14 protein-coding genes are annotated in these 14,178 nt (G+C 72.3%); 6 read left to right on the plus strand and 8 right to left on the minus strand.

The genetic code is table 11. The annotated features are described in order from the left end of the window. Positions 1-42: 42 nt before the first annotated feature. The 3 genes from B7R87_RS17615 (at position 43) to B7R87_RS17625 (ending at position 2,444) form a co-directional block, all read left to right on the plus strand. The gene (locus B7R87_RS17615; protein WP_100249136.1) at positions 43-735 is read left to right on the plus strand and encodes a SigE family RNA polymerase sigma factor; all 693 of its coding nucleotides are present in this window, start codon (positions 43-45) and stop codon (positions 733-735) included. Between the two features lie 95 nt (positions 736-830). Beyond that, positions 831-1,967: a hypothetical protein gene (locus tag B7R87_RS17620; RefSeq protein ID WP_233168861.1), complete on the plus strand. Its 1,137-nt coding sequence runs from the start codon at positions 831-833 to the stop codon at positions 1,965-1,967. A 36-nt stretch (positions 1,968-2,003) separates the two neighbouring features. Then, positions 2,004-2,444 carry a hypothetical protein gene (locus B7R87_RS17625; RefSeq protein ID WP_157997784.1) on the plus strand — a complete coding sequence of 147 codons (441 nt, stop codon included), beginning with the start codon at positions 2,004-2,006 and terminating at the stop codon, positions 2,442-2,444. A gap of 32 nt (positions 2,445-2,476) precedes the next feature. On the opposite strand, the gene B7R87_RS17630 is transcribed toward B7R87_RS17625, so the two are convergent. Beyond that, positions 2,477-3,385, minus strand: coding sequence for an SURF1 family protein (locus tag B7R87_RS17630; protein ID WP_006347720.1), 909 nt, complete (start codon positions 3,383-3,385; stop codon positions 2,477-2,479). Between the two features lie 27 nt (positions 3,386-3,412). After that, entirely contained in the window at positions 3,413-5,242 is a 1,830-nt protein-coding gene (locus tag B7R87_RS17635; RefSeq protein WP_040915275.1) for a S9 family peptidase, read from the minus strand. Positions 5,243-5,486: 244 nt separating this feature from the next. Between B7R87_RS17635 and B7R87_RS17640 the strand changes: the two genes are divergently transcribed. Beyond that, positions 5,487-6,323, plus strand: a complete 837-nt coding sequence (locus tag B7R87_RS17640; protein WP_040915273.1) for a class I SAM-dependent methyltransferase — start codon at positions 5,487-5,489, stop codon at positions 6,321-6,323. 176 nt (positions 6,324-6,499) lie between these two features. On the opposite strand, the gene B7R87_RS17645 is transcribed toward B7R87_RS17640, so the two are convergent. From B7R87_RS17645 to B7R87_RS17660, 4 genes are all read right to left on the minus strand, one after another. Beyond that, a complete protein-coding gene (locus B7R87_RS17645) occupies positions 6,500-6,811 on the minus strand; it encodes a DUF6191 domain-containing protein (protein ID WP_006347717.1) in 312 nt (103 codons plus the stop codon). Between the two features lie 3 nt (positions 6,812-6,814). Next, on the minus strand, positions 6,815-7,549 hold the full coding sequence (locus tag B7R87_RS17650; RefSeq protein ID WP_006347716.1) for a 4'-phosphopantetheinyl transferase family protein: 735 nt from the start codon (positions 7,547-7,549) through the stop codon (positions 6,815-6,817). A 277-nt stretch (positions 7,550-7,826) separates the two neighbouring features. Beyond that, the gene (locus B7R87_RS17655) at positions 7,827-8,402 is read right to left on the minus strand and encodes a TerD family protein (RefSeq protein WP_006347715.1); all 576 of its coding nucleotides are present in this window, start codon (positions 8,400-8,402) and stop codon (positions 7,827-7,829) included. 264 nt (positions 8,403-8,666) lie between these two features. Next, the gene (locus B7R87_RS17660; RefSeq protein ID WP_040915271.1) at positions 8,667-10,154 is read right to left on the minus strand and encodes a chloride channel protein; all 1,488 of its coding nucleotides are present in this window, start codon (positions 10,152-10,154) and stop codon (positions 8,667-8,669) included. Between the two features lie 200 nt (positions 10,155-10,354). On the opposite strand from B7R87_RS17660, the gene B7R87_RS17665 reads away from it, so the two are divergent. Further along, positions 10,355-11,752: a hypothetical protein gene (locus B7R87_RS17665; protein ID WP_006347713.1), complete on the plus strand. Its 1,398-nt coding sequence runs from the start codon at positions 10,355-10,357 to the stop codon at positions 11,750-11,752. A 78-nt stretch (positions 11,753-11,830) separates the two neighbouring features. Next, positions 11,831-12,301 carry a DUF7144 family membrane protein gene (locus tag B7R87_RS17670; RefSeq protein ID WP_006347712.1) on the plus strand — a complete coding sequence of 157 codons (471 nt, stop codon included), beginning with the start codon at positions 11,831-11,833 and terminating at the stop codon, positions 12,299-12,301. Between the two features lie 86 nt (positions 12,302-12,387). Here the strand turns inward: B7R87_RS17670 and B7R87_RS17675 are convergent, their stop codons facing one another. After that, positions 12,388-13,470 carry an SMP-30/gluconolactonase/LRE family protein gene (locus B7R87_RS17675; protein ID WP_040915269.1) on the minus strand — a complete coding sequence of 361 codons (1,083 nt, stop codon included), beginning with the start codon at positions 13,468-13,470 and terminating at the stop codon, positions 12,388-12,390. A gap of 199 nt (positions 13,471-13,669) precedes the next feature. Next, positions 13,670-14,149: a MarR family winged helix-turn-helix transcriptional regulator gene (locus B7R87_RS17680; RefSeq protein WP_006347710.1), complete on the minus strand. Its 480-nt coding sequence runs from the start codon at positions 14,147-14,149 to the stop codon at positions 13,670-13,672. Positions 14,150-14,178 lie beyond the last annotated feature (29 nt).

Raw genomic sequence — 14,178 nt, forward strand, 5'->3', positions numbered from 1 at the left:
ATGCGCGTACAACCCTGAGGGGGGGACGCGGGTCCAACAGACGTGGCAGAGGTACTCGACTTCGCAAGGGTGGCGGCACCCGGTGTCTCCGTACGCCCTTTCCGCAGGCCGCGCCTGCCGGGGGGCATGCCGGTGATCGCGCCCGTGCCGTCCACGCCCTCGACGCCCCCCGGAGCCGCGCTCTCCCCGGGCATCCCCGCCCAGCGGGAGAACGCCGCGGCCGCGGCACCGGCCGTGGCCCTCGGCACGACCGTCGACCACCTCACGGAGACCTACCGCGCGCACTACCGCTCCCTGCTGGGACTGGCCGCGCTGCTCCTCGACGACACCGCCTCCTGCGAGGACGTCGTCCAGGAGGCCTTCATCCGGGTGCACTCCGCGCGGAACCGGGTCCGTGACCCCGAGAAGACCCTCGCCTATCTGCGGCAGACCGTCGTCAACCTCTCCCGTTCGGCGCTGCGCCGGCGCATCCTCGGCCTCAAGCTGCTCTCCAAGCCGATGCCCGACATGGCGAGCGCGGAGGAGGGGGCGTACGACCGGCTGGAACGGGACGACCTGATCAAGGCGATGCGCGGCCTCCAGCGCCGTCAGCGCGAGGTCCTCGTCCTGCGGTACTTCGCGGATATGACCGAGGCCCAGGTCGCCCAGACGCTGGGCATATCCCTCGGTTCGGTGAAGGCGTACGGCTCCCGTGGCATAGCGGCCCTGCGGGTGGCCATGGGGGCCACGAAGTGAGCGGCGGGCACGGCAAGGACCCGGGTACCGGGCAGAACGAGCAGCCGGAGGGGCAACCGGACGGGCCGCTCGACGACCGGACGGAAAACGGAAACGTGAACAACAGGCCGGACAACGGATACGGCGCGGATGCGCCGGAGCCCTCGGAACAGCGGGACCCGCGGCCCGGACACGCCGCCGCCCCGGGCCCCGGCGCGGGCCCCGGACCGGATTCCGGCTCCGACCCCGGATTCGACCTCTCGTCCGATCTGGGGCAGCTCTTCCACCATGCGGTCGACGGGCTCCAGCCCTCCGACGGCGCCCTGGACCGGCTGCGTACGGCCGTTCCCGCGCGGCGTGCCCGCAAGCGGCAGATGCTGGTGGGCGCGGTCGCCGCGGTCGTACTGACCGGGACCGCGGTGCCCGCACTCGTCCATGTGGCGAGCTCCGGCGGCACCACCAGCACCAACACCGCCAACGCCGGGCACGACCAGCCGACCGGCGGCGAGGGCGAACCCTCCGGCACCTCCGGCGGCGGGGACGACGCCGAGCGTCCCCGGCCGGATTCCGGCAAGGGCCGGGACGACGAGACGGGCACCCGCCCCGGCGGCCCTTCGACGGGCCCTTCGGACGGCAACTACACGGCCAAGAACCCCGAGGCCACCGGCGGCAGCGGCGACGCACCCGCCGACTCCTCCCCGGCCTGTGAATCCGCCCAGCTCGGCGTCACATCGGCGGCGGCCGATGCACCGGACGCGGACGGCAAGGTGTACGGCGCGTTCCGGGTCGCCAACGTCTCCAAGAGCGAATGCGCGGTCAAGGGCGAGGGCACGATCGCCTTCACCGTCAGCGGCGCCGCCGACCAGTCGAAGATCAACGTCGTCGACCACACCGGCGGCGACGCGGCCCCGGGCCTGCCCTCGCCCGCGAAGGAGCAGCAGACCCCGCTGGTGCTGAAGCCCGCCTCGGCGTACGAGGTGCGGTTCGCGTTCGTCCCGGACGAGAGCTGTCCCACCGGCCAGCCGTCCCCGGACCCCTCCGCCACGGAGGGCACGACCACCGGTGGCACCGGCAGCCCCGCGGGCCCGCCGCCCACCGGGACCGAACCGCAGCTGAGCGGCTCCGACCCGGCTTCCACCGAAGGCAGCGTCTCGGTCACCCACACCGCCGACCCCGGCGCCCCCACGGCCGAGGCCACCATCCCCAACGCCTGCTCCGGCACGATCTACCGGACCGGCGTCCTGGGCGGCTAGCCGTTGAGCGGACGGCCTCTGGGCGGAGGACCGGTCATGGGGAAAGGGCGGACCATGGGCGACGGGCTTCCCGCGGACGGCGGCACCTCTGCGGATGACGGTACGGAGACACTCCGCAGCTATCTGCACGGGTGCTACGAGCGGGGCGACCGGGTCGGCTTCCTGCTCCACGACGGCCGTGATTTCCTGGGCTGGGTCCTGGACGTCCACCCGTCCCCGGCCGGGGACGGCGAGACCGGTGAGGACGGCGAGGCCGGAGAGGCCGGTGACTGCGACTCGGACCTCCCGGAGCGCCCCGCGTCCATGACCGGTCCCTGCGCCCTGCTCGGCTGGGCCCCCAGCCCCTTCCACGCCCAGGCCTCCGCCGACGGCTCCTGGGCGCCCGACGACGAGTGGATCCTGCTGACCGCCGTCGTCCCGGGCTCCCCGTCCCGCCGCACGCGTGCCACTCCCGGCTGGATTCCCTACCCCGGCTGAACACCGGCAGGGCGGGCGCGGGCGTCTCCGGGTCAGACCGAGGTGCGCCCGGCCGCCGAGCCCGTACCCGTACCCGTGTCCGAGCCTTGGCCCCGGCCTTCCGCACCACCGGGACCCGGCACCGCAGCCGCAGCCACGGGAGCCGCCTCGGCCGCACCGGCACCCGCGTCCTCGCCGCCCGTCGCCGTCTCCGCTTCCAGGGCCAGCCCCAGTTCCTCGTCCTTCAGCATTTCCACTTCACGCCGGAACAGCCGGACCCACATAAAGAGGATGAACGCCACCCCGGCGAACCACTCGCCCGAGTACCCCAGGTTCTGGAAGGCCTTCAGGTCCAGCCCGGCACCCTCCGGCAGGGTCGCCGGTACGGGCCGCAGGCCCGCGTCCGCCTCGGTGAGGGTGACCCACCCGTCGTACACCTGGTCCGGGACCACATTGACCAGCGACGCCGCACTGATCATGGCCAGCTGTCCCCGGGGCAGCCCGCCCGCCGCGTGGACCCCGTCCTTGCCGACGGTCTCGGAAGCCTGGAGCGCACCCTCGACCGAGACCCGGCCCCCCGGCGCCGCGGGCGCCGCGGCACCCTCCGGAAGCCAGCCCCGGACCACCGGGAGGGCCCGGCCCCCGTCGGTCTTCAGCAGCGTCAGCACATAGGAACCGGTCCGGCCCTCCAGCTGCCGCCCCGGGACGAGGAACTGCTCGCCGTAGCTCCCGGAGGCCGTCGCCGTCCGGCCGGACGTCTCCTTGTCGACGGGCAGCAGCTCGTCCAGCGGCGTCGGCCTCAGCTCCTCCGCCGTCGGCGCCCGCTCCGCCTCCTTCTGGGCCTCGGCGCGATCCTCGAACCGGCCGAGCTGCCAGGTCCCCATGAAGATGCACAGCGGGATCGCCAGCGCGACGAAGACATTGATGCCCCACCAGCGGGGCGTCAGCAGGAACCTGTACACCCCTCCACGGTACGGAACGCCTTCCGGCTACTCCTGCGCGCCCCCCTCTCCGGCCGGGCCGTCCTGACGCCCCGCGCCGCCGCCCGGGCCGGGCAGATGCGCCGCCGCGAACGCGATCTCCATCGCCACCTGCTTGATCCGCTCCTCGACCACCAGAGAGCCGTGCCCCGCGTCGTACCGGTAGACCTCGTGGACCGCGCCCCGGGCGGCCAGCCGGTCGACGTAGTTCTCCACCTGGCGGATGGGACAGCGCGGGTCGTTCACCCCCGCCGAGATATAGACCGGCGCCCGCACCGCATCCACATAGGTCAGCGGCGACGACGCCGCGAACCGCTCGGGCACCTCCTCCGGGGTCCCGCCCAGCAGCGTGCGGTCCATCGACTTCAGCGCCTCGATCTCGTCGTGGTACGCCGTGACGTAGTCCGCGACGGGCACCGCGGCCAGACCCAGCGCCCAGGCCCCCGGCTGGGTCCCCAGCCCGAGGAGGGTGAGATAGCCGCCCCAGGAGCCACCCGCCAGGATCAGCCGCTCCGGATCGGCCAGCCCCGACGCCACCGCCCACTCGCGGACCGCCGCGATGTCCTCCAACTCGATCAGCCCGACCCGGTGCTTGAGCGCGTCCGTCCACGCCCGGCCGTAGCCCGTCGAGCCCCGGTAGTTCACCCGGACCACCGCATAGCCCTGGTCCACCCAGGCCGCCGGGCCCGCCGCGAAGGAGTCGCTGTCGTGCCACGTCGGGCCGCCGTGGATCTCGAAGACCGTCGGCAGCGGACCCTCCGCCCCCGCGGGCCGCTGCACCAGCGCATGCACCTTCCCGCCCGGCCCCTCCACCCAGACGTCCTCCACCGGCACCGACTCCGGCGCCTTCGCACCCGGCGGGTCCAGCACGATCCCGCCCGCCGTCGACCGCACCTGCGGCGGCAGCGCCGCCGACGACCACAGATACTCGACCTCGCCGCCCGGGCGGGCCGTCGCCCCCGAGACCGAACCGGCCGGACTGTCGATCCGGGTCAGCCCGCCCGACGCCAGGTCGTACCGCCACAGCTCACCGCGGGCCTCGAAGCTGTGCGCGACCAGCAGCCCGGAGCCGTCGGGATACCACTCGGCGTTCACATCGCCCGGCAGGTCGATCGCCAGCGGCGTCTCGGCCCCGGAGGCCACGTCCCAGATCATCGGCTCCCAGCGGCCCCGCCGCTGATGCCCCACCAGCAGCCGGGTGTCCCCGTCGACCGGGGCGAAGCCGAGGACCTCCAGCCCCAGCTCCTTGGTGCCGCCCTCGGTGTCGTCCAGCTCGGCGACCGTCTCACCGCCGAGGCCGACCACCCGCAGCGCCGAGTGCATCGCATCGCCGTGCTCGGTGTGCTCGACGGCGATCAGTGTCCCGTCACGGGACAGATCGCCCACCCCGGCCGACTCCCGGTGCCGGTAGATCTCCACCGGCGGGCTGCACGCCGCCGCGTTCCGGACGACATGAATCGTCGTGCCGTCCTCGTCGGTGGACCGCCCGACCACCGCGACGCCGTTCCGGCCGATCGCCAGCCCCGCCGGATACGACGGATCCAGCCCCGGGGCGGCCGGCACGTCCGGCCCGCCGCCGAAGGGCTGCCGCAGCCATATGCCGAACTCGTCCCCGTCCTTGTCCGAGAACCACCAGATCCACTCGCCGTCCGGAGACAGCACCCCGTCGGTCGTGCCGTTCGGCCGGTCGGTGACCTGCCGCTGCTCGCCGCTCGCCCGGTCCCATGCGTACAACTCGTACGTCCCCGTCGCATTGGAGACGAAGAGGGAACGGTCCGGAGCGTCCTGCGCCCAGTCGGGAAGCGACACGCGCGGCGCCCGGAAGCGCTGCTCCCACAACGGGGACTGCCCGGGAAGCGACGACGCGGACCCCTGAGCCGCGGACCCCTGAGCCGCGGACCCCTGAGCCGCGGACCCCTGAGCCGCGGGCGTCCGAGCCGCGGAACCCTGCGGTGAGGACGGCGACGAATGCTGCGGCGACTCCGGCGCGTCCGGCTGTGTGTTCTCAGTCATGACCCCATTCTGCGCCGGGCGCCGACAAACCGTTCGCGCTGTCCGCAGCCTGTGGATAACGTCGGGATTCATGTACCTGCGAGAGATCCCCGAAGGCTGGCGAGAGACCAATAAATCCAACTGGGACGAGCGCGTCCCCATTCATATGACCGGTGACTTCTACGAGATCGACGCCTTCCTCGCGGGCAAGGACCCGCTGCGCGATTTCGAAGTCGCGGAGGTCGGTGACGTGAGCGGACGCAGCCTGCTCCACCTCCAGTGCCACATCGGCCTCGACACCCTGGGCTGGGCACGCCACGGCGCCTCGCGCGTCGTCGGCCTCGACTTCTCCGAACCGGCCGTCGAGAGCGCCCGCGCGCTCGCCGCGAAGATCGGTCTGGGCCCGGAGCGCGCCGCGTTCGTGGCCGCCGATGTGTACGACGCCGCGGCAGCCGTGCCCGAAGGGCCGTACGACATCGTCTACACCGGTGTCGGAGCCCTCAGCTGGCTCCCCGACATCAAGCGCTGGGCCGAGACCGCGGCGTCCTTCGTGGCGCCCGGCGGATTCCTCTACCTCGCAGAGTTCCACCCGATCACCGACGTCCTCGACGACGAGACCGGTTCGCGCATCGTCCACGACTACTTCGCCCGCGAGCCGTGGCAGGAGGACGAGCCCGGAACGTACGCCGACCGGTCCGCCGAGACCGTCCACAACCGAACGGTGGAGTGGCAGCATCCGATCGGCGAGGTCGTCTCGGCGCTCTGCGCCACCGGGCTGCGGCTGGAGTTCCTCCACGAACACGACGTGTCGCTGTTCGAACGCTTCGACTCCCTGGAGAAGCGGGACGGCTACCTCCGCTTCCCGGCCGGGCAGCCGCGGGTCCCGCTGATGTACTCCCTGAAGGCGAGCCGACCGGCTGCCTCCTGACCACCGGCCGACCACCGGCCGACCCGCCGGTCCCGGGTGCCGCCCCGCGGTCGCCGCGGGCGGCACCGTACCGCCCTGACCGGGTCCGGCCGGCACCGTACTGTCGTGACCGGGCCCGGCCGGTCCGAGCCCCGGCCTGGCCCGGGCGACAGCCGCACGTACCGCCGTGACCCGTCTCAGCGGGCGCTGCCCCCGGCCCCCGCGGGCGGCAGCCGTACCACCGCCACCCCGCCGTCGAGATCCACGACGGAACGATTCGGCGGAGCGCCGTCCTCGTCGTCGTCCTTCATCAGCAGCGAACTCTGCCGCTCCTTCAGCTCCGTGGCCTTGCCCGGGGAGAACGCCGCGTGCAGTTGCTCGAAGCCGGTGGCGGACACCCGCCCGGTCCGTTTGCCACGGCCCGTCGCCCGCATCAGATAGTCGACGAAGGCTATGACCGTGAGCAGGATCACCAGCCCCGGAAGCGTCATGAAAATGATGAACTGCATGCGTCAGTCTCCGTCGAGGTCGGGGGACGGGCCGGGGGTCCGCGCAGGTGTCCCCAGCACGGCGACGGCGGCCGCATAGCCGGGCCCGGCGGGGAGATCGGTCAGCGCACAGGGGAGTTCGGCCCCCATGGGCCGCTGCTGCGGGACCGGCCCCGCGCCTACGTGAATGCCACTGACCCCCTCGCCCAGCCCGGCGCCGGTCGCCTTCAGCACGGACTCCTTACGGGTCCAGCAGCGGGCGAAGGCCAGTGGCCGGTCCGCCGGATGCAGCGCGTCCAGTTCGGTCCGCTCATGGGGATGCAGCTGCCGGCTCACCTCAGCGACCGTCTGTTCGCCCGGGACCACTTCGACATCCACCCCCACGGCGGTGCGGGCGAGCGCGATCAGCACTCTGCCGTCCGTCGTACGGCTGGTGTGCGAGAGGGAGAAGTGCACCCGGTCTTCGGGGACCGCGGGCCGCCCGTGGGGCCCTCCGCAGCGGGAGCAGGGACGGCGCTCCATGGCGACGGCGGCGGGGGCGATGCCCAGATGCATGCCCAGCAGCCTGCGCAGGGCCACGTGCGCCACCGCATAGGCATGGCGGTCCTTAGGGCGTAAGAAGGCGTCCAGCCGGGACGACTCCTCCGCGTCGAGGAGATGGCGGTGGGACAGTGCCTCCTCGGCCAGCTCGGCCACCCGGCCGTACCAGACCAGGTCGACGCCCGGGGGTGGTGCGAGGTGCTCGGCGGTCGTGGCCATGTAAACCTCGTCTTTTCTGCGGTTCTTCGGTTGTACGGCTACCCGGCTATCCGGCATCCGGTTCTACGGCTACCCGGCATCCGGCTGTACGGCGGAACGGCTGTACGGCCGGGGGACGGCGTTGCCCGCCCGGCGCGAGCCGCCCGGTCCGCGCGGCGGCCGGCCTCTGATCCGGCGCCGTCCGGGCCGGACCTCCAGTGGATCACCCGCTCCGGGAACCGGCAAGGGTCCGCCGCCCGAAGGCAGCGGACCCTGTGCAATCAGTGCGCCGGCACCGTCAGATGTTGACGCCGAAGTCCTGGGCGATACCGCGCAGACCGGAGGCGTACCCCTGGCCCACCGCACGGAACTTCCACTCCGCGCCGTGGCGGTACAGCTCGCCGAAGACCATCGCGGTCTCCGTCGAAGCGTCCTCGCTGAGGTCGTAGCGGGCGAGCTCGGCGCCGCCGGCCTGGTTGACCACGCGGATGAACGCGTTGCGCACCTGGCCGAAGGACTGGCCGCGGCTCTCGCCCTCGTGGATCGAAACGGGGAAGACGATCTTCTCGGCGTTGGCCGGGACGGCGGCCAGGTCGACCTTGATCTGCTCGTCGTCGCCCTCGCCCTCACCGGTGAGGTTGTCACCGGTGTGCTCGACGGCGCCCTCGGGGCTCTTGAGGTTGTTGAAGAAGATGAAGTGCTGGTCGGAGAGGACCTTGCCGGCACCGTCGATCAGGAGCGCGCTCGCGTCGAGGTCGAAGTCCGTCCCGGTCGTGGTGCGGACGTCCCAGCCGAGGCCGACGATGACCGCGGTAAGGCCAGGGGCCTCCTTGGTAAGCGAGACATTGCCGCCCTTGGAGAGGCTGACACCCATGGAAATCCCTGCCCAATCCGGCGCGGGCCGCGCCTTTCTTGACGTTTCCTTTGCCCAATATGCCCAACGAGCCGCCCCCGGGTCCGGTTCCCGGATACGACAAAGACTTCTTGTCGGGTTAGTTCCCGGAAGGCCGCCGCAACAGCCACCGCAGTACCCGCAACACCCACCGCAACACCCACCGCAGCGGCCTCCGCAGCAGCAGTGACGGCGGCTGTTGCGAGGACCCGGACCCGTTTCCCGTACCTCCGGCCGCACCACGGTTCACGCACTCCCGGCAGCTGCCCCCGCCTCCGCCGCCCCCTTCTTCTCCCGCCTCCCTCTCGCACGCTCCAGCAGATGCGCCGTGACGAAGCCGACGACCGCGCAGACCGCGATCAGCGGCGTCTGATTCGACGCGTCCGGCCCGAGCAGCAGCGTGGTCAGCAAGGCGCTGGTGACGGGCAGCCGGGTGACCGCCGCCGTCGCGGTCACCATTCCGAGCGCGAGCCCCGAGGTCGTCCCGAGCCCCGGCAGCCCCGAGCAGGCCACCCCCATCGCCGCCCCGAGCAGCACGGCCGGGAAGATCGGCCCGCCGCGCAGGCTGCCGAGCGCGATGCCCCAGGCCAGCCCCTTGCAGACGACGAGCACCAGGAGCGCGGCGACCGGCCAGGCGCCCGGATCGGCGGCGAGCGCCCCGAGCGTGGTCTGCCCGGAGAGTGCCGCCTCGGCCGGGGACCGGCCGGTGATCAGGGCGTACGCGGCGATGAGCACCCCGACGGCGACGGCGCAGGCCACCGTGCGCGGCGCGGTGCGCAGCTCGGTCCACCGGGCGGTGACCGTACCGATCCGGTGGGCGGAGAACACGATCACGGCGATCAGTACGGCGACGGGCACGCCCCACAGGAAGTCCCCGGGGTCCGGGGTGGTGTTCGGCGGTACGGACGGCAGTTCGAGCGCGCCCGTGGAGAAGCCGGTCCATCTGCCGAAGCCGGTGAAGACGAGCGCGCCGACCCCGCTGGCCAGCAGACAGGGCAGCAGCAGGACGAAGAGCTGGGTACCGGCCAGCCCCGCCGCTTCGACGACCATCACGACCGCGACCAGCGGCCCGCCGAAGATCGTGGAGATCGCGGTGGTCGATCCGCTCATCGCCAGCACCAGTCCGGCCTTCGGATGGGCGGAACGTTTCACGGACCCGAGGGCGAGGAGCGCGAGACCGCTGCCGAGCGCCATCAGAGGGGCCTCGGGCCCGAGCACCACGCCCAGCGGCAGCGTCGCGAGCGCCGCGATCACGACGCCCGGCAGCGCCGACGGCCCGAGCGGCGGCCCGCCGAGCCCTTTCACCGGCTGGTGACCGCCGCCGCCGGGGAGACGGGTGACGACCGGCACGAGGATCAGCCCGGCCAGCAGCAGCGCGGGCAGCGGCCACCACCAGGGGGCTTCGGCATAGCCGACGGCTTTCGGCAGATCGGTCCAGACGGCACGCTGGAGTTCGTGCTGAAGGCTGACGAAGAGGAAGGCGAGAAGGGCGATCGGGGCGCCGAGGACCGCCGAGAAGAGCAGCAGGGTCAGATATCCGCGGCTTCGAAGAATGTCCCCCAGGGGCACCGCGCTGGCCGTCCCCGGCCCGCTGGGCGCGGCGCCCTGACTCCCCGGGCCCTCCCCCTCGGAGCCCTGCGACTTGGCGCCCTTCCCCGGTGGCCCTCCGGCGGCGGATCCGGAACCGGAGCCGCCGCTCCCGCCCGGTGCCGCGCTTCCCTCGTCCGTACCCATGCCCCCACTCAAAGCCCCGCCGATGCCGCCTGCGCGGGGACGGGCCCGTACGGGTGAGCTTGTGCCCGTACGGACCAGTGCGACTCGCCCGCACGCCGTACCGCCGGTTCGCTGGCTGCACCGGTACGTACAGCCGGCGCAGGCCCGGTATCCGGTACGGCGGCGGCGGAGAGCGACAGCAACGGCGGCGGAGGCGGCGCATGGCACAGGAACCACCGGACGCCACCGGCCCGCCCGACGACCCCCGCAAGATCCCGGGCGACGGCTCTCGCGAAGTCCCGCCCGGCAGCCCCGGCAAGGTCCCGGGCGCCCACACCCCCGATGAACTGAAGCGACTGCGGGAGCGCGTCGCAGCACTGGAGAGCGCGCAGCAGACCGCCGTACGCCCCGGGCACCACCGGGTCCGCGCCTTCTTCTCCGCCCTGCTGATCGTCGTCGGCTGTGTGCTCGCCCCCCTGAGCGTGGTCGCCGCTTGGGCCGCCCAGGAGGTCGGGAACACGGACCGGTACGTGGCGACCGTCGCCCCGATCGCCGCCAACGGCGATGTGCAGAACGCGGTGGCGAACCGGGTCACCGACGCGGTGATGCAGCACATCGACCTCAACACCCTCCTGGAGGGCGTCGCTCCGGCCGACCGGCCCCGGCTGACGGCCGCACTCGGCAAGCTGGGCGGCGCTCTGGAGAACGCGCTCAAGAGCTTCGTCCACGACAAGGCGAAGCAGGTCGTCGCCTCCGACCGCTTCCAGACCTTCTGGACGGACGCGAACCGGAAAATCCACAGCTCTGTGGACAAAGCGCTGACCGGCAGCGGCGGAGGAGCGGTCAAGCTCACCGACAACGCCGTCCAGATCGACCTGGCGCCCGTGATCGACCAGGTCAAAGAGCGTCTGGTGGCCGACGGACTGACCGCCGCCGGCAAGATCCCCGAGGTCCACACCCAGTTCACGATCGTCAAATCCGATGACATCGGAAAGCTGAAGACCGGGTTCCGGCTGCTGCAGCTGGCCGGGTTCTGGCTGCCGGTCCTGGCGATCCTGCTGGTCGCGGCCGGAGTGCTGCTGGCCCTGCGCCGCCGCAGGGCCCTCGTCGCCGCCGCCCTCGGGGTCGCCTTCGCGACCCTGGTCCTCGGCCTGGGACTGACCGTCTTCCGGGCGGTCTATCTGGATGCCCTGCCGCCGTCGGCCTCCCAGCCGGCCGCCGGAGCCGTGTACGACGCGCTGGTCAGGCTGATGCGTACGACCATCCGCATGGTCGTCGTCCTCGGGATCGTGGTCGCGCTGGCCGCCTGGCTGACCGGACCGGGCCGCCGCGCCGCCCTCGTACGGCAGCTCTGGCACTCCGGCATCCGGTCCGTCCGGTCCACCGCCGACCATTACGGCATGCGTACGGGCCCGGTCGGACCGTGGATCCACCGCTACCGCCGCTGGATCGTCTGGGCGCTGGTCGCGGTCGCGCTCGTCGTCTATCTGGTGTGGAGTTATCCCACGGCATGGGTTGTGGTCGGTATCGCTCTGGCCCTGCTGCTCGCCTTCGCGATCGTCGATTTCCTCGATGAGGACCCGGCCGCGGACATCACCCGAACGGGTGCATCCGAATAGCGGTACGAGAGGTCCGGTCCGACGCTCGAATCCGGACCCCGTATGCGTCGGGCGTACGGGACGACGAAGGAGAGTCCCATGACCCAGGCACCACAGCCGACCGGGACCCCGCCGCACAGGTCCGGGGCCCACGGCACCGGCCCCGGTTCATCGGGCAACAGCTCATGGGCGGTCGGCGGGGTCGTTTTCGCCGGGGTCCTGATGCTGTGCAGCGGTGTCCTCGCGATCCTCCAGGGCATCGCGGCCATCAACAAGGACGTGATCTACGGAACGGTCGGGGACTACGTCTACCGGATCAACCTCACCGGCTGGGGCTGGATCCACCTGATCATCGGCATCCTGCTGGTGATCGCCGGCTACGGGGTGCTCAAGAACATGGAGTGGGCGCGCTGGCTGGGCATCTTCCTGGCCTCCATCAGCCTGATCGCCCAGTTCCTGTTCCTCCCGTATCTGCCGGTCTGGGCCCTGATCGTGATCGCGATCGACGTGTTCATCATCTGGGCACTGGCGGTGTACCGCCCGGAGGACCCGGAAGCTCGGCTGCTCTGATCCTTCCCGCGGTTACGGCGGTGGGTGCCGGCCCCGGCACCCACCGCCGCTCCCTGCCCACCGGACTCACCGAACTCACCAGCCCCTCACCGGGTCAGGGTTGCGCTGAGAACATGCGGATCGGTGAGCGTGTACTGCGCCGAACTGGCGATATGCACCGTCGTACCGTGCCGGGCCAGCGCCGTGGGATTCTGCAGCCCGTCCTCCTCGTCCAGTACGGGAGTGCCCTTGCCGTCGCGGACCAGCAGCACCCTGCTGTCGGTGACCCCGGCGACCAGCAGACCGTCGCCGTCGCCGGTGAACACCAGGTCGTCGATCTCGCCCAACCCCTCGGCCACCGTCTCGGGCCGCCCCGCGACGGGCGCGGACCGCGGCCCCGTCACCGGAAACCGCAGTACGGTGCCGCGGTCGTGGTTGGTCACCCAGACCGCTCCGGCGTGGACCCTGATCCCGTTGGCCCCGGCGAACCCCTCGGAATGCCGGGCGAGCAGCGGATCGGCGCTCCACACCACCGCCGGGCCCCCGGCCGCAGGCGCCCGCCACACCCGTCCGGCGAAGGAGTCGGTGATGTAGAGCTGCCGGGACCGGGTGTCCAGGGCGATCCCGTTCGGCAGACCGCCGGAGGGCAGCGCGACGACCCGGCGCGGAACGCCCCCGTCCGCCGCGATCCGCCAGACACCGGTGAGGTCGTCGGTCCCGGTGGCGTACGTGACGTACAGCGTCCCGTCCTCGGCCCGTACGATTCCGCCCGCGTACGGCTCGCCGACCGCGGGCGTCTCGGCCTGCGGCGGCGGGGCGGGCAGCGTGGCCAGGACGCGCAGTTCGCCGGACGGGGTGATCCGGACGATCTGACGGGTGGGCGCGAAGGTGACGACGACCGAACCGTCCGGTTCGGCGACGATGCCCTCCGGCTGCTGCCCGGAGTCGATGTTCAGCCGCGCGGCCCCCCGGACCGGCGCGGCCACCCCATCCGCCTCTTCGGCCCTTTCCATTCGGGCCTTACCGTCGCCCGACCGCGCGGGTGGCTCACCGGCATCCGCCGAGGGTACGGGGGCGACCCGGGTGGACGCCTGGGGCACCGCCCCGGCCTGGGCGACGTACAGAGCAGTCAGAACGACGAGCGCGGCAGCACCGGTGAACCTGCGCGAGGACGACGGGGACTTGTTCACGTGGGTCTCCAGAGCGGGAGCGCAGCTGCGGCACACTCCCGGGGGAGGAGCGCACCGGACCGGCCAGAGGCGTCACCCTATGAGCTGATCCTGTGCGGAGCGCCCCAACCGGCCGAAGAACTCGCGGTTTTCTGCGCGTACGGTCCTTCCCTCGGCCTGCTTCCCGTACCCCTCGCCGCCAAACCCGGGCGCGCTCCTGTCAGCGCCGGGGCTCTTCGGGCCCGCCGCTCGGCCGGTCGTGGTGGTCGAGCAGCCTGGACAGGAGGCCGGTCAACTGCTGCCGCTCCGCGGGCGACAGCGGTGCCAGCAGCGTGTCCTGGGCTTCGGCCAGCGGCTGCTCCAGCCGCCGGAGCTGCCGCCCGCCGTCGGTGGTCAGCGAAATGATGTTGCGCCGCCGGTCGGAGGGGTCGGGGGCGCGCTCGACCAGTCCGCGTCCGGCGAGTTCGTTGATTGCCGCGACCAGGTCGCTGACATGGATGCCGCTACGGCGGCTGAGTCCGGCCTGGCTGAGCGGGCCGGACTCCTCCAACGTCGCGAGCAGGCGGAAGTCGTAGCCGCGGGCGCCGACGGCCGAGAACCCGTCGGCCACCAGCCGGTGTGCGTGCTGGGCGGTCTGGGTGAGCAGCCAGCTGGGCAGGCTCCGCCATCCGGCGGGCGTGTTCTCGGTCGGGTTCTCCATGAAGACGAGTCTACCGAATCATTGGTCAC

The sequence above is a fragment of the Streptomyces tsukubensis genome, from assembly GCF_003932715.1.
Taxonomy (GTDB): Bacteria; Actinomycetota; Actinomycetes; order Streptomycetales; family Streptomycetaceae; genus Streptomyces; species Streptomyces tsukubensis.